The 20,869-nt window shown below is 58.3% G+C and carries 17 protein-coding genes and 2 pseudogenes; 11 read left to right on the top strand and 8 right to left on the bottom strand.

Annotated features, from left to right (window positions below):
- Positions 1 to 7: 7 nt before the first annotated feature.
- The 6 genes from AACY11_RS16330 (at position 8) to yccS (ending at position 9,433) form a co-directional block, all read left to right on the top strand.
- Positions 8 to 1,450 carry a TldD/PmbA family protein gene (locus AACY11_RS16330; RefSeq protein WP_339495290.1) on the top strand — a complete coding sequence of 481 codons (1,443 nt, stop codon included), beginning with the start codon at positions 8 to 10 and terminating at the stop codon, positions 1,448 to 1,450.
- Positions 1,450 to 2,787, top strand: a complete 1,338-nt coding sequence (locus AACY11_RS16335; protein WP_339430288.1) for a TldD/PmbA family protein — start codon at positions 1,450 to 1,452, stop codon at positions 2,785 to 2,787. Before AACY11_RS16330 ends, AACY11_RS16335 begins: the two co-directional genes overlap by 1 nt.
- 160 nt (positions 2,788 to 2,947) lie before the next feature.
- Positions 2,948 to 4,375 (top strand): multidrug transporter subunit MdtD, encoded by a 1,428-nt coding sequence (gene mdtD, locus AACY11_RS16340; RefSeq protein ID WP_339430289.1) that lies wholly within the window; start codon positions 2,948 to 2,950, stop codon positions 4,373 to 4,375.
- Positions 4,376 to 4,455: 80 nt separating this feature from the next.
- On the top strand, positions 4,456 to 5,841 hold the full coding sequence (dbpA, locus tag AACY11_RS16345) for an ATP-dependent RNA helicase DbpA (protein ID WP_339495292.1): 1,386 nt from the start codon (positions 4,456 to 4,458) through the stop codon (positions 5,839 to 5,841).
- Between the two features lie 60 nt (positions 5,842 to 5,901).
- Positions 5,902 to 7,080 carry an NAD(P)/FAD-dependent oxidoreductase gene (locus AACY11_RS16350; protein ID WP_339430290.1) on the top strand — a complete coding sequence of 393 codons (1,179 nt, stop codon included), beginning with the start codon at positions 5,902 to 5,904 and terminating at the stop codon, positions 7,078 to 7,080.
- 160 nt (positions 7,081 to 7,240) lie between these two features.
- On the top strand, positions 7,241 to 9,433 hold the full coding sequence (yccS, locus tag AACY11_RS16355) for a YccS family putative transporter (protein WP_339430291.1): 2,193 nt from the start codon (positions 7,241 to 7,243) through the stop codon (positions 9,431 to 9,433).
- A gap of 39 nt (positions 9,434 to 9,472) precedes the next feature.
- Here the strand turns inward: yccS and AACY11_RS16360 are convergent, their stop codons facing one another.
- On the bottom strand, positions 9,473 to 10,210 hold the full coding sequence (locus tag AACY11_RS16360; RefSeq protein WP_339495294.1) for a substrate-binding periplasmic protein: 738 nt from the start codon (positions 10,208 to 10,210) through the stop codon (positions 9,473 to 9,475).
- A 255-nt stretch (positions 10,211 to 10,465) separates the two neighbouring features.
- Between AACY11_RS16360 and AACY11_RS16365 the strand changes: the two genes are divergently transcribed.
- A complete protein-coding gene (locus AACY11_RS16365; protein ID WP_339430293.1) occupies positions 10,466 to 10,918 on the top strand; it encodes a GNAT family N-acetyltransferase in 453 nt (150 codons plus the stop codon).
- Positions 10,919 to 11,015: 97 nt separating this feature from the next.
- Here the strand turns inward: AACY11_RS16365 and AACY11_RS16370 are convergent, their stop codons facing one another.
- Genes AACY11_RS16370 through AACY11_RS16380 form a run of 3 tightly spaced genes read right to left on the bottom strand, consistent with a single transcriptional unit; the run spans position 11,016 to position 13,997 of the window.
- Complete coding sequence (locus tag AACY11_RS16370; protein ID WP_339430294.1) at positions 11,016 to 11,312, bottom strand: winged helix-turn-helix domain-containing protein; 297 nt, start codon at positions 11,310 to 11,312, stop codon at positions 11,016 to 11,018.
- 26 nt (positions 11,313 to 11,338) lie between these two features.
- Complete coding sequence (locus tag AACY11_RS16375; protein WP_339430295.1) at positions 11,339 to 11,830, bottom strand: M48 metallopeptidase family protein; 492 nt, start codon at positions 11,828 to 11,830, stop codon at positions 11,339 to 11,341.
- A gap of 43 nt (positions 11,831 to 11,873) precedes the next feature.
- Positions 11,874 to 13,997: a putative bifunctional diguanylate cyclase/phosphodiesterase gene (locus AACY11_RS16380; protein ID WP_339430296.1), complete on the bottom strand. Its 2,124-nt coding sequence runs from the start codon at positions 13,995 to 13,997 to the stop codon at positions 11,874 to 11,876.
- Positions 13,998 to 14,318: 321 nt separating this feature from the next.
- Between AACY11_RS16380 and AACY11_RS16385 the strand changes: the two genes are divergently transcribed.
- The 3 genes from AACY11_RS16385 (at position 14,319) to AACY11_RS16395 (ending at position 16,494) form a co-directional block, all read left to right on the top strand.
- Positions 14,319 to 14,987 carry a polysaccharide lyase family 7 protein gene (locus AACY11_RS16385; RefSeq protein ID WP_339464483.1) on the top strand — a complete coding sequence of 223 codons (669 nt, stop codon included), beginning with the start codon at positions 14,319 to 14,321 and terminating at the stop codon, positions 14,985 to 14,987.
- Between the two features lie 490 nt (positions 14,988 to 15,477).
- The gene (locus tag AACY11_RS16390) at positions 15,478 to 15,840 is read left to right on the top strand and encodes a DUF6124 family protein (protein ID WP_339430298.1); all 363 of its coding nucleotides are present in this window, start codon (positions 15,478 to 15,480) and stop codon (positions 15,838 to 15,840) included.
- A 315-nt stretch (positions 15,841 to 16,155) separates the two neighbouring features.
- Complete coding sequence (locus AACY11_RS16395) at positions 16,156 to 16,494, top strand: thioredoxin family protein (protein WP_339495296.1); 339 nt, start codon at positions 16,156 to 16,158, stop codon at positions 16,492 to 16,494.
- A gap of 140 nt (positions 16,495 to 16,634) precedes the next feature.
- Here AACY11_RS16395 and AACY11_RS16400 read toward each other — a convergent pair.
- Positions 16,635 to 16,769 (bottom strand): annotated as a pseudogene (locus AACY11_RS16400) (fructose-1,6-bisphosphate aldolase); the annotation flags it as partial.
- A 238-nt stretch (positions 16,770 to 17,007) separates the two neighbouring features.
- Positions 17,008 to 17,984: pseudogene (locus tag AACY11_RS16405) on the bottom strand (IS5 family transposase).
- 817 nt (positions 17,985 to 18,801) lie between these two features.
- On the opposite strand from AACY11_RS16405, the gene AACY11_RS16410 reads away from it, so the two are divergent.
- Positions 18,802 to 19,113 carry a hypothetical protein gene (locus AACY11_RS16410; RefSeq protein ID WP_339430300.1) on the top strand — a complete coding sequence of 104 codons (312 nt, stop codon included), beginning with the start codon at positions 18,802 to 18,804 and terminating at the stop codon, positions 19,111 to 19,113.
- A gap of 99 nt (positions 19,114 to 19,212) precedes the next feature.
- Here AACY11_RS16410 and fba read toward each other — a convergent pair whose 3' ends face one another.
- Both fba and AACY11_RS16420 read right to left on the bottom strand, forming a co-directional pair.
- Positions 19,213 to 20,277, bottom strand: a complete 1,065-nt coding sequence (fba, locus tag AACY11_RS16415) for a class II fructose-bisphosphate aldolase (RefSeq protein ID WP_008081027.1) — start codon at positions 20,275 to 20,277, stop codon at positions 19,213 to 19,215.
- Between the two features lie 251 nt (positions 20,278 to 20,528).
- Positions 20,529 to 20,861, bottom strand: coding sequence for an MliC family protein (locus AACY11_RS16420; protein ID WP_221732333.1), 333 nt, complete (start codon positions 20,859 to 20,861; stop codon positions 20,529 to 20,531).
- Positions 20,862 to 20,869 lie beyond the last annotated feature (8 nt).

Below are 20,869 nucleotides of genomic sequence, written 5' to 3' on the forward strand. Positions count from 1 at the left end.
TTCCCGAATGTTCGATTTCCACCCCCAGCTCAAGCAGCGCTTCGCTGCCTTGCGCACGGGCGCTGATTTTTTTTCCCTGCGGTATGTACGCGAATCCGGTCAGCACCTGTCGGTGCGCAAGAACGTTGCCGAACCGCCGAGCCTGAGCCGCGACGAAGGGGCGATGCTCACTGTGCGCGTCAATGGCGTCGAAGCGTATGCGGCGACCAACGACCTGTCGCAACAAGGCCTGCAAGCCGCCCTTGAACGCGCCGAACAGCAAGCCCGGCGGCTCAAGCCCCACGCCTTGCTCGACCTGCGCGATCAACCGGTGTCCAGCGACCGCGCTGATTATTTTTCACCCAATCTCGAACAACCCTTCCCGTCCCTGAGCGACTGCTTTGAGCTGCTCGGCGCGGAGTCCGCCTCGGTGCCAAAGGATGAGCGCCTGGTGAATTGGGAAGTGAGCATCGGCATCACCCACGTCGAGCAGATCTATCTGAGCAGCGCCGGCGCCGAACTGCGCCAGGCCCAGCGCTTCGTCTACCCGAGCCTGGACGTCACCGCCTACGACGGTAACGACAGCCAGACTCGCAGCCTCGGTCGCGAGAACTTCGGCCAACAGGGCGGCGCCGACGTGATCAGCCGTTGCGGGCTGGTCGGCGCCGGCCCACTGGTGGCCGATCAGGCGCTGCAACTGCTGCTCGCACCGAACACCCCGCAAGGCCCGCGTGACCTGCTGCTGATGCCCGACCAGATGATGTTGCAGATCCACGAATCCATCGGCCACCCGCTGGAACTGGATCGCATCCTCGGTGATGAGCGCAATTACGCCGGCACCAGTTTCGTCAAAGCGAGCGACTTCGGTAGCCTGCAGTACGGTTCAAAACTGCTCAACGTGACGTTCGATCCGGGCATTCCCGAAGAGCTCGCCAGCTACGGCCATGACGACGACGGTACCCGGGCGAGCAAGCAATTTCTGATTCGCGATGGTCTGTTGCTGCGCCCATTGGGCGGTGCGCTGTCGCAATACCGCGCGGGCCTGGACGGTGTCGCCAACAGCCGCGCCTGCGGCTGGAACCGCGCGCCGATCGACCGTATGGCCAACCTCAACATCGAGCCGGGCGATCAGCCACTTGAGCAAATGATCACGGGCATCGAGCATGGCATTCTGATGAGCACCAACCGTTCGTGGTCGATTGACGATGCGCGCAACAAATTCCAGTTCGGCTGTGAGTGGGGTCAACTGATCGAAAACGGTGAACTCAAAGGCGTGGTGAAAAACCCCAACTACCGGGCGATTTCCGCGCACTTCTGGAAGAGCCTGCGCGCCGTCGGCGACGCCAACACCGTCAAGGTGCTGGGCACGCCGAACTGCGGCAAGGGCGAACCAAACCAGGTCATCCGCGTCGGCCATGCCTCGCCGGCCTGCGTTTTCAGCAACATTGATGTATTTGGGGGAGACGCCTGATGAGCATTTCGAAGAATCAGTCCGACGCCTTCAAGGTGATGGTCAATTGGCTGCGTGACAGCGTGCGCGAACCGGAACAGTTCACCCTCAGCTATGCCGCCGAGTCTTCGGCGTTTGTCCGCTTCAATCACGCCAAGGTGCGTCAGGCCGGGCAAGTGCAACAGGCCAGCATCGGGCTGAAGCTGGTCAATGACGGCCGTCACGCCGACCTGCAAATCACCCTGTCCGGTGATCAGGAAGCCGACCTGCAACGCCTCGCCGAAGGCTTGCAACAACTGCGCGACACCCTGCCGCTGCTGCCGCAGGATCCGTACTTGCTGCTCAACCACAACGGCTGGCAGAGCACGCATGTGCAGGAGCATCCGCTGCCGGACACCGAGCATGTGGTCGAACAAATCTGTGCCGCGGCCGAAGGCCTGGACCTGGTCGGTTTCTATGCCGCCGGCCCCATCAGCCGTGGTTTCGCCAGCTCATCGGGCGCGTTCGGCTGGCACCAGGCGAACAGTTTCAACTTCGACTTCAGCCTGTTCCACGAGAATGGCGAAGCGGTGAAGGCCAGCTACGCCGGGCATGACTGGAGCCGTGAGGGTTTCGCCAAACGCTTTGAGCAGGCACGCGAGCAACTGGCGTTTCTCGGCCGTCCGATACGCACCTTGGCGCCGGGACAGTACCGCGCCTACCTGGCACCGGCCGCGCTGGAAGAAATCATGGGCATGCTCAGTTGGGGCGGGTTCTCCGCGCAGTCGATCGCCAGCAAGAGCAGTCCGCTGCAAAAGCTGTATGTCGGCGATCAGGCGTTCAGTGCGCTGGTGTCACTGGATGAAAAAGTCAGCGACTCGCTGAGCCCGGCGTTTTCCGGCGAAGGTTATCCGCGCAGTGATCTGCGCCTGATTGTCGAGGGCAAGGCGGGTGATCAGTTGGTCGGTTCGCGCAGTGCGGCCGAATACGGTTTGACCGCCAACGGGGCCAGTGGCGGCGAATCGCCGAGTGCACTGAACATGGCGGCGGGTGATCTGCCACAAGCGCAAATCCTCAAGCAGTTGGGCACAGGGCTGTACATCAGCAACCTGTGGTACCTGAACTTCTCGGACCAACCGGCGGCGCGCATGACGGGCATGACACGCTTCGCGACCTTCTGGGTCGAGAACGGCGAGATCCAGGCGCCGGTCAGCACCATGCGTTTCGACGACAGCGCCTACAACCTGCTGGGTTCGCAACTCGAAGCATTGACCGCCGAGCGTGAGTTGCTGCTCTCGTCGAGTACGTACAGCCAGCGCAATACCTCGTCGGCGTTGTTGCCGGGGGCGTTGGTGAGCCGTTTGACTTTGACCCTGTAAGACAAAGATCCCCAGAACACTGGAGATCTACGGTGGGAGCGGGCTTGCTCGCGAATGCGATGTGTCAGTCGATATTGAGGGTGACTGATACACCGCATTCGCGAGCAAGCCCGCTCACACAAAAGCTGGTTTCGCATTAATCCAATTCCAAAGAGGTTCCATGCCCAGCCGCCCGCCTCTCGACGCCATCACCACACGCTGGTTGCCGTGGGTCGTCGCTATCGCTTTCTTCATGCAGTCCCTGGACGGAACCATCCTCAACACCGCGTTGCCGGCCATGGCTCGCGACCTGGCCGAGGACCCGTTACGCATGCAAGGCGTGATCATCGCCTACATGCTCACCGTGGCGCTGTTGATCCCGGCTTCAGGCTGGATCGCCGACCGTTTCGGCACCAAGAAAATCTTCTTCGGCGCGATCTTGCTGTTCAGCTTCGGCTCGCTGCTCTGCGCGGTATCGAGCAGCCTGACCATGCTGGTCGGGGCACGGGTCATTCAGGGTTTGGGCGGCGCGTTGATGCTGCCGGTCGGGCGCTTGGTGGTGCTGCGTGCCTACCCGCGTTCGGAGCTGGTGCGGATCATGGGGTTTATCACCATTCCCGGCCTGCTCGGCCCGCTGATCGGCCCGACCATGGGCGGCTGGATGGTGCAATACCTGACGTGGCACTGGATCTTCCTGATCAACCTGCCGGTCGGCGTCATTGGCTGTTACGCCGTATGGAAGTTCATTCCCGACTTGCGCGGTACTGAGCGAACACGTTTCGATGGCCTGGGTTTCCTCTTGTTCGGCGCGGCGATGATCCTGATCACCATCGCCATGGAAGGCCTGGGCGAACTGCACTTGCCGCACCTGCGGGTGATGTTGCTGCTGTTCGGCGGCATGGCTTGTCTCGCTGCTTATTGGTTGCGCGCAGGCCACATCGAAAACCCCTTGTTCTCGCCATCACTGTTCAAGACCCGCACCTTTGCCGTGGGCATTCTCGGCAATCTGTTCGCGCGATTGGGCAGCGGCGCGCTGCCGTTTCTGGTGCCGTTGCTGCTGCAAGTGGCGCTGGGGTATTCGCCCTCGCAAGCGGGGATGAGCATGCTGCCGCTGGCCGCTGCAGCAATGCTCGCCAAGTGGCTGGCGCGACCGCTGATCGAACGCCTCGGTTATCGCATCGTGCTCACCGGCAACACGCTGGCATTGGGGATCATGCTGGCAAGCATGGGCCTGGTCAGCGAGCAGACCCCTTACTGGCTGCTGCTGTGTCAGTTGTCGATTCTCGGGGCGATCAACTCGCTGCAATTCACCGCGATGAACACCGTGACCCTGATCGACCTCGACGACGCCAGCGCCAGCAGTGGCAACAGCTTGCTGTCGGTGGTCGCGCAATTGTCGTTGAGCCTGGGGGTGGCGTGTGCCGGGGCCTTGCTGGGCGGGTTTACCGCCGAGGCCGGAAATGACGGCGTGGACACCGTTCTGGGGGCGTTCCAACTGACCTTCGTGACGGTTGGCGTCATGGCGATGCTTGCCGCTACGATCTTCTCGCAACTATCGAAGGAAACCGGCCGGCGCGCCAAACACCCGGAAGAACACATCGAACATTAATCACTGTTCGTCCAGAACTTTCGAGGAAAGTGGCACGGGGCTGCTACACTGCGCGACATTTTGTTTTGCAGGCCAGTCCCGTGACCACCATCGCCACCGCTTTTAATACTCTGCCGCTGTCCGCCGCCATGCTGGCTAACCTCGAATCACTCGGTTATGCCCAGATGACGCCGATCCAGGCGCAGAGCTTGCCGGTGATCCTCAAAGGGATGGACCTGATCGCCCAGGCCAAGACCGGCAGCGGCAAGACCGCAGCTTTCGGCATCGGCCTGCTCAACCCGATCAACCCGCGCTATTTCGGTTGCCAGGCCCTGGTGATTTGCCCGACGCGCGAGTTGGCCGATCAGGTTGCCAAGGAAATCCGTCGTCTGGCCCGTGCCGAAGACAACATCAAGGTCCTGACCCTGTGCGGCGGCGTGTCGTTCGGCCCGCAGATCGCTTCGCTGGAGCACGGCGCGCACATCATCGTCGGCACCCCGGGGCGCATCCAGCAGCACCTGCGCAAAGGCTCGCTGGTGCTTGACGGTCTGAACACGCTGATCCTCGACGAAGCCGACCGCATGCTCGACATGGGCTTCTACGACGCCATCGAAGACATCATCGTCAAGACCCCGGAGCGCCGTCAGACCCTGCTGTTCTCCGCCACTTACCCGGTGGGCATCAAGCAACTGGCCTCGAAATTCATGCGTGACCCGCAAACGGTCAAAGCCCAAGCGTTCCACGACGACACACAGATCGAGCAACGTTTCTACGAGATTTCCCCGGAAGATCGCATGAGTGCAGTGACCAAAGTCCTGCACCACTTCCGTCCGGCCTCCTGCGTGGCGTTCTGTTTCACCAAGCAGCAGGTGCAGGAAACCGTCGATCACCTGACCGCCAAAGGCATCTCCGCCGTCGGCCTGCACGGTGACCTGGAACAGCGTGATCGCGATCAGGTGCTGGCGATGTTCGCCAACCGCAGCACTTCTGTACTGGTCGCCACCGACGTTGCCGCCCGTGGTCTGGACATCGATGCGCTGGACATGGTGATCAACGTCGAACTGGCCCGCGACTCGGAAATCCACATTCACCGCGTCGGCCGTACCGGTCGTGCGGGCGAGAAAGGCATTGCGATCAGCCTGGTCGCACCGGGCGAAGCGCATCGCGCCCAAGCCATCGAACAATTGCAGAAATCCCCTCTGAACTGGGATCAGGTCGACAACCTCAAGTCCCAGGGCCTCGCCCCGCTGCAGCCGCCGATGACCACCCTGTGCATCGGCGCTGGCCGTAAAGACAAGGTTCGCCCGGGCGACATCCTTGGCGCACTGACCGGCGACGCCAGTATCCCGGGCGCTCAGGTCGGCAAGATCGCGATCTTCGACTTCCAGGCGTATGTGGCCGTTGAACGTACCGTGGCCATGCAGGCCTTGCAGCGTCTGAACGACGGCAAGATCAAGGGCCGTTCGTTGCGCGTGCGCATTTTGTAACCGATCTGCTGCCCGATATTGGTCTTCGGTGAGTTTTGAATTCTTTGTGAGGACACCGTTTTGCGCTCTACCGAAGTCGTGATCATTGGCGCTGGCGCCGCTGGGTTGATGTGTGCACTGACCGCCGCCGGGCGTGGGCGTCAGGTATTGCTGCTCGACCACGCGAACAAGCCCGGCAAGAAAATCCTGATGTCGGGCGGTGGCCGCTGCAATTTCACCAACATGTACACCGAACCAGGCAATTTCCTCTCGCAGAACCCGCACTTCTGCAAATCCGCACTGGCGCGTTATACCCAGTGGGATTTCATCGGTATGGTCGGCAAACACGCCGTGCCGTACCACGAGAAAAAACTCGGCCAGTTGTTCTGCGATAACAAGTCCAGTGACATCCTCGGCATGCTGCTGGACGAGTGCGATCAGGTGGGCGTCGAGTTGCACCTCGACACCTCGATCCAGACCATCGAGAAAGTCGAGAGCGGTTACCTGCTCGACACCACCCTGGGCCAAGTCCAGTGCCAATCGCTGGTGATCGCCACTGGCGGCCTGTCGATCCCGACACTGGGCGCCACCGGTTTCGGTTATCAGGTGGCCAGACAGTTCGGCCATGAACTGCTGCCGACCCGCGCCGGCCTGGTGCCGTTCACCATCACCGATCAGCTCAAGGAACTGTGCACCGAGCTGTCCGGCACGTCGGTGGATTGTCTGGTGAGCTGCAACGATCAGAGCTTTCGCGAGAACATCCTGTTCACTCACCGAGGGCTCAGCGGCCCGGCGATCTTGCAGATCTCGTCGTTCTGGGAATCCGGCGACGTGGTCGAGATCAACCTGCTGCCCGATCACGACGCCGCCGCGTGGCTGCAACAGCAAGTGGCCGAACGCCCGAACAGTGAGTTGAAAACCTTGCTGGGTGAAATCTTCACCAAGAAGATGGCCAATTTGCTGGCGGACAACTGGTTCGTCTCCAAACCGATGAAGCAGTACACCCACGCCGAACTGGCGGAAATCGCCGACAAGCTGGGGAGCTGGAAAGTCGTGCCGGCCGGCACCGAAGGTTATCGCACCGCCGAAGTGACTCTCGGCGGCGTGGATACTCGCGAAGTCTCCTCCAAGACCATGGAATCGCTGAAAAGCCCTGGCCTGTATTTCGTCGGTGAAGTGCTCGACGTCACCGGCCATTTGGGCGGTTTCAATTTCCAGTGGGCCTGGGCCTCGGGTTACGCGGCGGCGCAGTACGTCTGATCCAGCAAAAATCAAAACGGTGGGAGCAAGCCCCCTCCCACAGTTGTTATGTGTAGAGCTCAAAGGAACACTTTTTGCTGTCAGATGTGATCGGCGCCATTGCGTCGACGTCATTACTGGCTCAATTTAGCGGCATCGCCTCGGAAGGCCTTCGCACTTCATGTCCTCGACCTCGTTTCGTCAGTCTTTGCGGCGCCTGTGGGCGCTGGATAAATTCAGCTATAGCGTGCGGGTGTTCATCGCCCTGACCGGCAGCATGGCGCTGTGTTGGTATCAGGATGAAATGGGGCTGCTGATCCCGTTGTTCCTGGGGATCATCGCCAGCGCCCTGGCCGAAACCGACGACAGTTGGCAGGGCCGTCTCAACGCACTCGCCGTGACGCTGGTGTGTTTCAGTGTCGCCGCGCTGTCGGTTGAATTGCTCTTCCCCTACCCCATCGTCTTTGCCGTTGCCCTGGCACTGGCCAGTTTCGGCCTGACCATGCTCGGTGCGCTCGGCGAGCGTTATGGCGCGATTGCCTCGGCGACCTTGATTCTTTCCGTGTACACGATGATCGGCGTTGACCAGCGCGGCGGCGCCGTCATCGATTTCTGGCACGAGCCCATGCTGCTGGTGGCCGGTGCCGCGTGGTACGGCCTGCTGTCGGTGTTGTGGCAGGCGCTGTTCTCCAATCAGCCCGTGCAGCAAAGCCTGGCGCGACTGTTCCGTGAACTGGGCTTTTACCTGAAACTCAAATCCTCGCTGTTCGAGCCGATCCGGCAGATGGACGTCGAAGTACGACGGCTAGAACTGGCACAGCAAAATGGTCGCGTGGTCGCTGCGCTGAACAGCGCCAAGGAAATCATCCTGCACCGCGTCGGCAACGGTCGCCCTGGCTCGAAAGTCAGCCGTTACCTGAAACTGTACTTCCTCGCCCAGGACATCCACGAACGCGCCAGTTCTTCGCACTATCCGTACAACGCGTTGGCCGATGCGTTTTTCCACAGCGACGTGCTGTTCCGCTGTCAGCGCCTGTTGCGCCAGCAAGGCAAGGCCTGCCGGGCATTGGCCGAATCGATCCAGATGCGTCAGCCCTTCGTCTACGACGCCAGTTTCGCTGACGCCCTGAGCGACCTCGATGCCTCCCTCGAACACCTGCGCATCCAGAGCAACCCGGCCTGGCGCGGCCTGCTGCGCTCACTGCGCGCACTGGCTGCCAACCTCGGCACCCTCGACCGATTGCTCAGTGATGCGAGCAACCCCGATGCCTTGGCCGATGCCACCGACAGCAGTTTGCTCGACCGCTCGCCGCGCAATCTGAAAGACGTGTGGGTTCGCCTGCGCACGCAACTGACGCCGACATCCTTGCTGTTCCGCCATGCCCTGCGCCTGCCGCTGGCGTTGAGTATCGGCTACGGGATGGTGCATTTGATTCACCCGTCGCAAGGCTACTGGATCATCCTCACCACGCTGTTCGTCTGCCAGCCCAACTACGGCGCAACACGCCGCAAACTCGGCCAGCGGATCGTCGGCACTGCCATCGGCCTGACCGTAGCGTGGGCGCTGTTCGATCTGTTCCCAAGCCCGTTGGTGCAGTCGTGCTTTGCGATTGCTGCCGGCGTGGTGTTCTTTACCAACCGCACCACCCGCTACACCCTGGCCACCGCCGCGATCACCATCATGGTGCTGTTCTGCTTCAACCAGGTCGGCGACGGTTACGGGCTGTTCCTGCCACGGCTGTTCGATACCTTGCTCGGCAGTCTGATCGCGGGGCTGGCGGTTTTCCTGTTCCTGCCGGACTGGCAGGGTCGACGCCTGAACAAAGTGCTGGCCAACACCCTGACCTGCAACAGCATCTACCTGCGCCAGATCATGCAGCAATACGCCGCGGGCAAAAGCGACGACCTGGCTTATCGTCTGGCTCGACGCAACGCGCACAACGCCGATGCAGCGCTGTCGACGACGCTGGCGAACATGCTGATGGAGCCGGGACATTTCCGCAAAGAAGCGGATGTGGGCTTCCGTTTTCTGGTCCTGTCGCACACCCTGCTCAGCTACCTGTCGGGGCTGGGCGCGCACCGGGAAACGCAGTTACCGGCAGATGTGCGCGAACACTTGATCGACGGCGCCGGGGTGAAATTGGCGACGAGCATCGATGAAATCGCTCAAGGGCTGGCGAGCAAGCAGCCGATTGCGATTCAGAGCGATGAAGAAGAAGCGCTGGCCAATGAACTGGAACAGATGCCCGATGAGATTGATGAAGGACAGCGCCTGGTGCAGACGCAACTGGCGTTGATCTGCCGGCAGTTGGGGCCGTTGCGTACCTTGGCGGCGCATTTGATCAAAGACACCAATGAGATTGGCGCTGGCTGACAGGACGCCTTCGCAGCACCACAGAATCCGGGTCAGCCCTCACATCCCATGCTGCCTCAACAACTTGTCATAACTGCCATCCGCCTTCATCGCCGCTATCGCCTTGTCAAACCCCGCGACAATCTGCTCATGCTGCGGATTTTTCAGGCTCACCAGAATGTGCAGGCTGTTCTCACTCAACGGCTTGGGTAGAAACTCCACCGAATTGCGCACCTTGGCGGATTCCCGCGCCAGGTAATACTTCGCCACATATTCATCCTCCAGCGTCAACTTGACCCGGTCCGCCGCGAGCATGCGCACGGCCATGGCGAAGTTATGCACAGGGACTTTCTGCAACGCGGTGTCGGCATCAAACGGCGCCGAATAGGCGTAACCGCGCACCACCGCGATCGGATAAGTGTGCAGTTGCTGCAAGTTGCTGTATTCGAGCGGCGTGTCTTTGCGCTTGAGGAAGCGGACGCGGTTGAGCAGGTACTCACCGGAAAACTGCCCAAGCCTGGTGCGTTCGTCGTTATACCAGGCGTTGACCAGCACATCGTAGCGACCCTCACCGACACCCATCAGTGCCCGAGCCCACGGCACTTGCTCGTAATCGCTGGCATACCCGGCCCGGGCCAGCGCGGTGCTGACAATGTCGGTGGCCAGACCGCCGTTGACCAAGGTGTCATCGGTAAAGGGTGGCCAGATATCAAACACCAGCCGCAACTTGTCCGCTACGGCGGTTTGAGCCAGTAAGAGCAACCCGATCAAAGCAAAGGCTCGATGCAGTCGCGGCATGCTTGAAAATCCTTAGCGGGCGAGCAGCCCGGCGCGTTTTCAGTCAAAACCCCAAGGCCCCTTACCGGCAAAACCCAGGCCCTAACATTAGCTCATTGGAGCCATTGCACAGCGCTCCTATGCAGATTACACAAAGATGTCACTGTCGCGAGAAAGGAATAGTGGCATTTTGACCTTTGTCACAGACTCTTACGCCATAAAGACATCTGCGGCCAGTGCGCTTAGTATCGGGCCACACGTTCAAGGAGTCGGACAATGACAATCGAGTGGGTCTGCAAACATCACAACGATCTGGGCAAAGAGCAGTTGTATGCACTGTTGAAGTTGCGAACGGAAGTGTTCGTGGTCGAACAGAAATGTGCGTATCCGGATCTCGACGGGCAGGATCTGGAGGGCGACACCTACCATTTGATGGGCTGGGACAAAGGTCAACTGGTGGCCTACCTGCGCCTGCTGGATCCGGAGTCCCAGGGCGGTGACGTGGTCATCGGCCGGGTAGCGACCTCAGCACAGGCGCGCGGTAAAGGGCTGGGCCACGAGATGATGGAACAGGCGCTGAAACAGGCCGAGCGGCATTGGCCGCAGGTGCCGATCTACCTGTCGGCACAGGCGCATTTGCAGGGGTATTACGGCAAGTACGGGTTTGTCGCAGTGGGTGAGGAATATCTGGAGGATGGCATTGCGCACATCGGGATGCGCCGTTCCTGACAGCCCCTTCGCGAGCCAGCCCGCTCCCACGGTCGGGATGCATTCTCCTGTGGGAGCGGGCTGGCTCGCGAAGGTGTCAGTTCAATCGATACAAGGCTCAGGGATACTCAAGCACAGCCTTGATCTGGCGCAAATTGCGCTCGATCCACCCGCGATCAATCGCCCCCCACTCACGAACCCTATAGCGCCCGGCATGGTTGCGTGCGCCCTCTTCCTGCTCGAACTCACAGACGATGTCCAGATCCGCCAACGCGGCAATTGTGTCCTGCGCCGTGCGCCGGGGCATCCCGGTGATTTCAGTCAACGCCGGCACGCTGGGCGCCAAGCCGCTATCGATCAGATACGCGACGTATAGACGTCGGTAAAAACTGCTTTTGGTTTTGCTGACATCCATCCAAACACTCCCAACGTGACAGATCTTCACTGCATATCCCGCCAGGTCAGGTACACCCGCAGGTCAAACTCGACCTGGTGATACCCCGGCAGCATGTGCTCACACAATTTATAGAACGCCTTGTTGTGATCCGACTCTTTGAAGTGCGCCAGTTCATGCACCACGATCATTTTCAGAAAATCCGGCGCCGCCTCTTTGAACAGCGAGGCGATACGAATCTCTTTCTTGGCCTTGAGCTTGCCGCCCTGCACACGCGAAACCGTGGTGTGCAGGCCGAGGGCGCGATGGGTCAGGTCGAGGCGGTTGTCGAACAGCACTTTGTCGATGGCCGGGGCGTTGCGCAGGTATTGCTGCTTCAAGTCCAGGGCGTAGGTGTAAAGCGCCTTGTCGCTCTGCACATCGTGGCACCCCGAATAGCGTTGATCCAGATATTCACCCAGACGCCCGTCGGCGATCAGTTGGCGTACCTGATCCTGCAGTGGCGCAGGATAGGCCTGGAGATACTTCAACACAGTCATGGACGAGCGACACGGTTCGAAAAGGTGCGCCAGTGTAGCGAATTCAGCCGGACAACGCGCTCCAGTCAAACGGCTCGGTAAAGCTGGCGGCATCTTCGGCGATCAATGGCCGCGCCACCAAAAAGCCTTGCACGTACTCGCAGCCATGGGCTTGCAGCCATTGGTACTGCTCGATGGTCTCGACCCCTTCGGCGATCACCAGCAACCCGTATTGCTTGCACAACGCGATCACCGTGCTGACCAGCGAGGCATCGCGTTTGGAGTCCGGCAATCGCGCAATCAGGTGGCGATCGAGCTTGAGCGTATCCAGTTCCAGATCGCGCAGGTGCGCCAGCGAGCACGGTCCGGAGCCGAAGTCATCCAGCGCCACCCGCACCCCCAGATTGCGCAGCAAACGCAATTGTTTGCGCGTTTCCTCGGGGTTTTGCATCAATGCCTCTTCGGTGACTTCGACCTCCAGTTGCCGCGGCTGCAGAGCGTGCCGCTCCATGACCTGGCGCAACTCGGTGACCAGATTCGGCAGGCTGAACTGGGTGTTGCTCAAACTCACGCCGAGCACCAGGTCTTCGGCAAACAAGGTTTCCCAGGCTTTGCGCTGACCGGCACCACGATGATAAATCCAGCTGCCGAGGCGACTGATCAGCCGCGCCTCTTCCAGCAACGGCAAAAACAGCCCCGGCGGCACGTCGCCGACACTCGGGTGCTGCCAACGCAACAGCGCCTCAAAACCACGGATCTGACCACTGTCGATCGCCACTTGTGGTTGATAGACCAGATTGAAATCGCGGTTTTCGATGGCGGTACGCACGCTTTCTTCGAGCATCAAACGCGAACGCGCCCGACCGTTCATTTCGTGATCGTAGAAACGATATTGCTGACGCCCGGCACGCTTGGCTTCGTACATGGCGATGTCCGAAGCACGCAGCAGTCCGTCGAGGTTCGACCCGCAATCGGGATAAGTGGCGATGCCGATGCTTGCGCCGAGGGCGATATCCAGACCTTCAATCTGCTGACAGATCGACACCCGTTCGATGAGCTTTTCCGCAATCTTCGCCGCCTGTTCGGGAAACTCAAGATCCAGCAGCGCCGTGAATTCATCCCCACCCATGCGCGCCAGAATATCGAACGGCCGCAGGCAAGCCTTCAATTGCTCGGACACCCAGCGCAGCACACGGTCGCCGACATCGTGCCCGAGTGAGTCGTTGACCCGCTTGAACCCATCAAGATCCAGATACAGCAATACCCAACTGCTGTCATTGCGTTCGCCGCGCAGCAGCAGGTTTTCCACGGTCTGGTAAAAACCACGGCGATTGAGCAACCCGGTCAGCGGATCGGTGACGGCTTGAAATTCGAGTTGCTGGTGCAAATGGCGCACCACCGACATATCCAGCACCGTCACTACCATGGCGTGTTGCTCGACGGGCAACGCAGCACAAGACAGCGCCACCGGCACCTGCTGGCCCGGCGCCGTGCGTAATAACGCATCGTGCAGCCTCAGCGTTTCACCACGCTGATAGCGGGTGTAAAACTCGGAATCGGCCCACACCGGAATGTGCGGTTTCTGCAGATAGTCGAGAAACTCCTTACCCTCCAGATCCCTTACCGGCGCATTGAGCAACCGTGAAATCGCCGGATTGGCAAAGCGAATCAAACCATCCTCGCCCAGCACCAAAATGCCCTCGGCGGCGTTATCCAGCACCGATGCATTGAAGGCCCGAGCGGATTCCAGATCCCGGCTCAGACGTTGCAAGGCTCGACGATTGCGCTGGTGCTCCAGCAACGCCTGCACCTTGGGCTTGAGGATCTGCGGGTCGAACGGCTTGAACAGATAATCCACCGCGCCACTGGCGTACCCCTTGATCACGGCAGCCTGAGACTGTTCGTTGGCGGTGAGAAAGATAATCGGCGTGAGTTGCGTACGCTGGCTGCCGCGCATCAGTCGCGCGACTTCAAAACCGTCCATGCCTGGCATCTGCACGTCCAGCAGCACCAGATCGACGTCGTGTTCGAGCAGAAGGTTAAGCGCCTCGAAACCGGAGGCGGCGGTCAACACCTGCCAATCCTGACGCTGCAGCAAAGCCCGCATGCTAATCAGATTTTCAGGGTAGTCATCAACGATCAATAGGACTGAGCTGCCTTCACCTGGCTGTGTTTGCGCGCATTCCATGCTGCTTCTCTTGTCAGGACATCAGATCGGTTTCCGCTAAAAACCGTACATATATAGAGGCTTCACTCTAGTCCCGGATCGGCAAAAGCAGAAGCTGTCATCAGGCCATCAGCTAACCAATGATTGTCTAGCCGACTAACGGTCGTCGCTACAGCCCACGCAATCCGGGAAACATGGCATTTCGACAGGATGTTGACGCCAACCATCTGCCAAACGGCCGTTAACAAAAAACGCCTCTGCGCTTATAAAGACCGCCCCCAAAAGGCGCGGACTAGAGCTTCTGGCACGCGCGTTCAGGATCAATCGAGTGGAAGAACCGACATGATCGATCTCGCAACCTGGAACCTCAGCGTTCCAGTCGGCAGCCCGCCGTACACCGTCGAAACCTCAAAACTGGTGAAGGGCTTCAAGGATCAGTACTTCCATTCCGACACCGGCACGCTGTTTTTCTGGTCGCCGGTGACCGGATCAAAAACCGAAAACGCCATCTACCCGCGCACCGAACTGCGCGAAACCTACAGCAATGGCACCTTGCGCAACTGGTACTACCCCGACGCCGACAACCTGCTGCGCGCGACCGTTACGGTCAACAAAGTGCCCAGTTCCGGAAAGATCGTCATCGGCCAGATCCACGCTTACCAAAGCCAGAAACCGCTGGTAAAACTCGAGTACCAGTACAAGACCAAAACCCAAACCGGCAACCTGGTGATCAAGGTGCGCATGCATCCAGATGACGACGAAAGCCGCGTCATCACGCTCGCCACCGGGGTCAAACTGGATCGTGAATTCAACTACCTCATCCACTTGAGCCCCGGCGGCGCACTGGGCGTCAGCGCGGCGGGTTATCAGTGGGATTCGAAAATCAGCGCGACGTGGCGGAACAAGCCGTTGTACTTCAAGGCTGGGGTTTATGTGCAGGACAACACGGGGTATACGAGTGAAGGTGGGCAGGTGACCTTCTCCAAGCTCGATATCGATCACGACAAATAATCCCTCTATAGACACTGTCCCTGTGGCGAGGGAGCTTGCTCCCGGGGCGCGAAGCGGCCCTAAAAAAGCGGGGCCTGCTGCGCAGTCCAGCGGGAGCAAGCGCCCTCGCCACAGGTAATTTGTCACCCGCCAGACCTTTTTAAACGCCGGTGTTTAAAGGCTCTCACCGTTACTTCCGGATGCCTACAACAGCTTGCGTCGTTGCCTACCACTACGCCAGAATCCGCCGGCTTGTGCGCCTGGCGGGCCATCGGTAACTTGATTCGCGTCACTGATTTCCAGTGATCGGGTTTAGTAGCCCGTGGTTTCAAGCGTTGTGCACAAGCATCTGTCAGTCAGGTATTTTGCTACCTGCGCTTGATGGTAACTGTGCGCAGGGCACCTTCGGGTGCGCCGGCTTGCTCGAAACCCCGGTCTACTAACCTGCGTACAGTTGCCTCCACTTTGATTTAGTAGCCAAAGCGGGGCACTCCAACCAGGTTTCGAGCAAATGACAAAATCAACGCCGCACCCGCCAGAAACAGATCCCGCATCCCCCTACGAATCTCTCGACTCGAGAAAACTCAACGACGCCGCCGAACGCGCCCTCGACCATTACCTCAAACCGTGCGCCTTCATCATGGCCAGCACGCATAAACCCGAGCCCATGTACCTCGCCAACCCGAAGTACAACACCGAATCCTTGCTGGCCAACGCCAGCGAAACCCTGGGCTCAGCCAGCGAAATGCTCAACAACTTCGCCGCCATGCTCGACACCTCACACCGCAAGACCGCGCTGGGCATCGCGCAGGTCGTCATGCTTGGTGAACTGGCGGTGAATCAGGCACTGGATCATGTTGAGTTGAAGGAGTAGTTCTGTTCAGCAAAAAAGCAACCCGCCTCACGGCGGGTTTTTCATAACGTGGATCAAAGCCGAGCGCTTGTTCAACAAACCTTTTAGCTAACGCTGGAACGCTGGCTCCACCTCGATTGTTTGATCATGGAGTTTTTTCAGTTCACATCTGGGTCTAGGTCACATAGCGAATTCATATAAAAAACTGTCAGTTATTACAGGTGACGCACGGCATATACCGTTCTAGATTCAACGAAGCAAAGCAACCTGCACAGGACAACGCGAGCCAGGCAATAACGTCTGGCCCGCCAGTGCTATTAATTCAAGGAAATCCACATGAGCAGCGAACTGATAAAAAACATCACCGACGCTTCTTTTGAGGTCGATGTTTTAAAATCCGAGTTACCCGTATTGGTCGATTTCTGGGCGCCATCGCACAGACCTAGCATAATGATGGTTGCGATACTGAACGAGATAGCCGAGGCTTACAAAGGCAAGCTGACCTTTGTCAAACTGAACGTCGATGAGAACCCTGAAACGCCGACCATGCTTGGCGTGCGCGGCATCCCAATGATGAAGCTATTCAAGGACGGAAGCGTCGTGGCGAATCAGAATGGCGCCGTGCCCAGACCTCAACTGGAGAGTTTCATAGAGGAGTCTCTCAAACAAAATTAACTCCGTTCGTTGCACTTCTGATTTTTAAAAGTCCAGAGAAACACCCCATAAAATTCCAATTTCGCCACAATCTCTGTAAACGCCGCCACAAGAAACCCGCCGTCGGCGGGTTTCTTGAATCAGCAGCTAACACTCAGACTTTAGTTATCCTTGGCGTTCAACTCACCTTTCAGATAACGCTGGTACATCGCTTCCAGCGAGATCAGTTTGATCTTCGAAGCATTACCCGCATTACCGAACGCTTCATAACCCGCGATACAGACGTCACGCATCGCTGTGCGGCGGCGCTTACACAAAATCGAAGGGGATGGAGTAATTTAATAAATCCTCCCCCTTTTCCGGTCCTTTTTCTGTCCAGTTTTTCTTTATGGAAGGTCTGAAGTAGTCACCGATGTTTTGATATCCCTTCATTGGGCGCTCAAAAAATCGATGACCTGACAAAAATCAGGCTTTGGCGCTTTTTAATTCATGTCTTTTCCTTGAATCACACCTTTTCTCGGTGCATTTCGCGCATCACGGGCGCACCTCTCCTGCATTCAACAACCGCTTTCGCACCATCCAAAGATTCGACAACGCGAACAACGTCGTCTGCTGAGCGATGTTTTTCGCCAGACCACGAAAGCGCACTTTCGTATACCCAAACTGACGTTTGATCACGCGAAATGGATGCTCAACTTTGGCCCGTACCTGAGCCTTCGCGTATTCGATTTTTCGGCACACCTGAGCGATCAAACCCTCCTTGCCGTGTTTCTTGTACGTGCTGGGCCGGGCGGCAATCGACCAGATCATCTGGCGATCCTGATGCTCAGGACGCTTATCCACACCGGTGTAACCGGCATCGCCGCAGACGTACGTTTCCTCGCCATGCAGCAACTGATCGACCTGGGTCACATCCGCTACATTCGCCGCCGTGCCCACCAGGCTATGTACCAAACCGGATTCGGCGTCGGCGCCGATGTGCGCTTTCATCCCGAAAAAATACTGATTGCCTTTCTTGGTCTGATGCATCTCGGGGTCACGTTTGCCGTCCTTGTTCTTGGTCGAGCTCGGCGCATGAATGATCGTCGCATCGACCACGGTGCCTTGGCGCAACAGCAGGCCGCGGTTACCCAGATAGCCGTTGATGACCTGCAAAATCCCGCCGGCCAATTCGTTTTTTTCAGCAGGCGCCGGAAGTTGAGGATCGTGTTTTCATCGGGAATTCGATCCAGATGCAGCCCGGAAAACTGGCGCAGGATCGTGATCTCGTAAAGTGCTTCTTCCATCGCCGGATCGCTATAGCCGAACCAGTTTTGCATCAGATGCACCCGCAACATCGCCATCAACGGATACGCCGGACGACCACCTTCGCCTTTCGGATAGTGCGGTTCGATCAAGGCAATCAGGCCCTTCCAGGGCACGACCTGATCAATCTCGATCAGGAAGCGCTCGCGGCGGGTCTGCTTACGTTTGCCGGCGTACTCGGCATCGGCGAAGGACATCTGTTTCATCGGAGCTCAACCGTTCGATTCGTGTGAGGCGGGTATTTCAGCAGATCGGGAAGTCTTTTTCAGAGTTTCCCTAAACCTTCGTTCATGGGTAGATGAACGCTTTCACGTCGCAGAAGTTGAACGTTCGCCGAGGTCGAGACCTGCTGAGCGGACAAAAAAAATCCGATGTTACAGATCCGGCATCGGATTTCCAGAAAGTCCAGCGTGAGTTCAAATACTTAAATAAACAGCATTACGCATGGCTGCAGGTTTTCGGTCCTTGCTTTCACTCCGGTTGCTTGGGAAGTGTATAGGGCGCCGGTCCCCTTGAGTTTTTGATTACCTCTGTCGATGACGCTGGTTCCGGCGGAATCGTTACGGGTGCCGGACCTTTCTCTTTCGGTGGTAAATCCTTCTTGCTCATGAGTCAGTCCTCCATTACCAAGTTGAACCCCAAGCCTGTGCGAAAACAATAAAAACGACCACTGTCAAACCTGACAGGTATCAATATCGAATTCGAATTATCCACCGCACGATCCGTTCTATGAAATATAGAATTCAACTCCCGCCTTTAGTAGCGATACGGTGTCAGTTCCGGTCGAATTGAAAGGACCGCGCGCCTGGCCGGCGGATTTTACATATGTGACCCCAAGGTAGCTCTAATTACGCCCATAGAAAGACTATTGTTTATCGCGAAACAACATTAAAACCTGTCAACTCTGACAGGTGACGAAGTACAAGACACCGTTTAACTTCAACTCCGCAACTAGCAAAAACAGGCAAAGCAACAAAACAATTCCCACCATCCACTATTAACCGCACGAAAAGGATTTTTATAATGGGCAAGCTCGTTGGTAACTTCTATGGCGCCTATGGCGGATCCAACATTTATCTGTATGTCACTTACAGTGATGACATCGGTGGAGCAGTAACAGCAACCGCCAGTGTTAGCGGCCCCACGGGCACACTGACAGGACATCAAACCATTGGCGCAACCACCACAACGGTTATGCTGACAGGTACAATCGGAGAAAACGCGGAAAGTTGGACATTTAACACTTCAGATTTCAACACCTTAACTGGAGGCCGTAACTATGCAGGCCCCAACGGCGTCTGGACTTATCAAGGTTTTGGACTTGGGCGAACTTAAGGCTTCCTGCAACTTCAAAGGGGAAATCATTCACCTCTAAAAAACACAAAAAAACCCGCCTCACGGCGGGTTTTTTTTAAACCAGTCTAACGCTCAGGCTTAGTTAACCTTGGCGTTCAACTCACCTTTCAGATAACGCTGGTACATCGCTTCCAGGGAGATCGGTTTGATCTTCGAAGCATTACCCGCAGTACCGAACGCTTCATAACGAGCGATACACACATCACGCATTGCAGTCACGGTGGCGCCGAAGAATTTACGTGGGTCGAATTCGCTCGGGTTGGTGGCCATCAGGCGACGCATGGCGCCAGTGGACGCCAGGCGCAGGTCGGTGTCGATGTTGACCTTGCGCACGCCGTGCTTGATGCCTTCTACGATTTCTTCAACCGGTACGCCGTAGGTTTCTTTGATGTCGCCGCCGTACTGGTTGATGATCGCCAGCCACTCTTGTGGCACAGAGGACGAACCGTGCATCACCAGGTGGGTGTTCGGGATGCGCTTGTGGATTTCCTTGATGCGGTCGATGGCCAGCACGTCACCGGTTGGCGGCTTGGTGAACTTGTAGGCGCCGTGGCTGGTGCCGATGGCGATGGCCAGGGCATCCACCTGAGTGCGCTTGACGAAGTCAGCGGCTTCTTCCGGGTCGGTCAGCATCTGGCTGTGATCCAGAACGCCTTCGGCGCCGATGCCGTCTTCTTCACCGGCCATGCCGGTTTCCAGCGAACCCAGGCAGCCCAGCTCGCCTTCTACCGAGACGCCGCAGGCGTGAGCCATGGCCACGGTTTGCTGGGTCACGCGGACGTTGTAGTCGTAGTCGGTCGGGGTCTTGCCATCTTCGCCCAGGGAGCCGTCCATCATCACCGAGCTGAAGCCCAGTTGGATGGAGCGCTGGCAGACGTCAGGGCTGGTGCCGTGGTCCTGGTGCATGCACACCGGGATGTGCGGGAATTCTTCGATCGCCGCCAGGATCAGGTGACGCAGGAAGGGTGCGCCAGCGTATTTACGGGCGCCGGCCGAAGCCTGAACGATCACCGGGGAGTCAGTCTTGTCAGCGGCTTCCATGATGGCGCGCATCTGCTCAAGGTTGTTGACGTTGAAGGCTGGAACGCCGTAGCCGAACTCGGCTGCGTGGTCCAACATCTGGCGCATGCTGATAAGTGCCATTGTGTGTGTCTCTCCCGGTTGAGGGTCGTTAATCGTGCCAGCCTGCCGGAGCGGCGGCGGCTATTCAAGTGATTGCAGATCGGGGGTTGAGGCCCGGTCTGGTGATTCGATAAAGCAAAATCCTGAGAACTACACAGAACCCTGTGGGAGCGAGCCTGCTCGCGAAAGCAATCTTGCAGTCGCTGATGCAGTGCCTGTCAGACCGCTTTCGCGAGCAGGCTCGCTCCCACATTAGAACTGTGGTGTGTCAATTACTGCGCTTTGCAGCCGCGGCCAATCAGGTCATTGGTGGCGACCCAGTAAACCAGGCCCTCGTCACCCTTGACGTGAAACGCCAGCATGCCGTCGCTGTACAGCGTGCCCGAGGCGCCCGGCTCTTCTTTCAGGCGATAGACCTGATCACCGCCGCCCAAACGGACGTCGACTTCCTTCTTGTCGGCATCGGCGTAGCGCCACAGCACTTTGGCCTGGCTGTCGCAGGTCCAGGTCGTCCAGTTATCCGCCGGGGCGGACGACTGAAACAGGTTCAACTGCGCGCAACCGCCCAACAATGCCAACGCCGCAATGGCGATCAAGCCTTTCATCCGTGTTC

Origin of the sequence: Pseudomonas sp. RA_105y_Pfl2_P56, from assembly GCF_963970845.1 — a bacterium.
Lineage (GTDB): Bacteria > Pseudomonadota > Gammaproteobacteria > Pseudomonadales > Pseudomonadaceae > Aquipseudomonas > Aquipseudomonas baetica_A.

What these genes read in the sequence shown, in the direction of transcription:
- fba (WP_008081027.1), bottom strand. Translation starts at nt 20,277, where the DNA reads ATGGCACTTATCAGCATGCGCCAGATGTTGGACCACGCAGCCGAGTTC.
- AACY11_RS16390 (WP_339430298.1), top strand. Translation starts at nt 15,478, where the DNA reads ATGACAAAATCAACGCCGCACCCGCCAGAAACAGATCCCGCATCCCCC.
- AACY11_RS16365 (WP_339430293.1), top strand. Translation starts at nt 10,466, where the DNA reads ATGACAATCGAGTGGGTCTGCAAACATCACAACGATCTGGGCAAAGAG.
- AACY11_RS16420 (WP_221732333.1), bottom strand. Translation starts at nt 20,861, where the DNA reads ATGAAAGGCTTGATCGCCATTGCGGCGTTGGCATTGTTGGGCGGTTGC.
- AACY11_RS16370 (WP_339430294.1), bottom strand. Translation starts at nt 11,312, where the DNA reads ATGGATGTCAGCAAAACCAAAAGCAGTTTTTACCGACGTCTATACGTC.
- AACY11_RS16360 (WP_339495294.1), bottom strand. Translation starts at nt 10,210, where the DNA reads ATGCCGCGACTGCATCGAGCCTTTGCTTTGATCGGGTTGCTCTTACTG.
- AACY11_RS16335 (WP_339430288.1), top strand. Translation starts at nt 1,450, where the DNA reads ATGAGCATTTCGAAGAATCAGTCCGACGCCTTCAAGGTGATGGTCAAT.
- AACY11_RS16380 (WP_339430296.1), bottom strand. Translation starts at nt 13,997, where the DNA reads ATGGAATGCGCGCAAACACAGCCAGGTGAAGGCAGCTCAGTCCTATTG.
- yccS (WP_339430291.1), top strand. Translation starts at nt 7,241, where the DNA reads ATGTCCTCGACCTCGTTTCGTCAGTCTTTGCGGCGCCTGTGGGCGCTG.
- AACY11_RS16375 (WP_339430295.1), bottom strand. Translation starts at nt 11,830, where the DNA reads ATGACTGTGTTGAAGTATCTCCAGGCCTATCCTGCGCCACTGCAGGAT.
- mdtD (WP_339430289.1), top strand. Translation starts at nt 2,948, where the DNA reads ATGCCCAGCCGCCCGCCTCTCGACGCCATCACCACACGCTGGTTGCCG.
- AACY11_RS16385 (WP_339464483.1), top strand. Translation starts at nt 14,319, where the DNA reads ATGATCGATCTCGCAACCTGGAACCTCAGCGTTCCAGTCGGCAGCCCG.
- AACY11_RS16330 (WP_339495290.1), top strand. Translation starts at nt 8, where the DNA reads ATGTTCGATTTCCACCCCCAGCTCAAGCAGCGCTTCGCTGCCTTGCGC.
- AACY11_RS16395 (WP_339495296.1), top strand. Translation starts at nt 16,156, where the DNA reads ATGAGCAGCGAACTGATAAAAAACATCACCGACGCTTCTTTTGAGGTC.
- AACY11_RS16410 (WP_339430300.1), top strand. Translation starts at nt 18,802, where the DNA reads ATGGGCAAGCTCGTTGGTAACTTCTATGGCGCCTATGGCGGATCCAAC.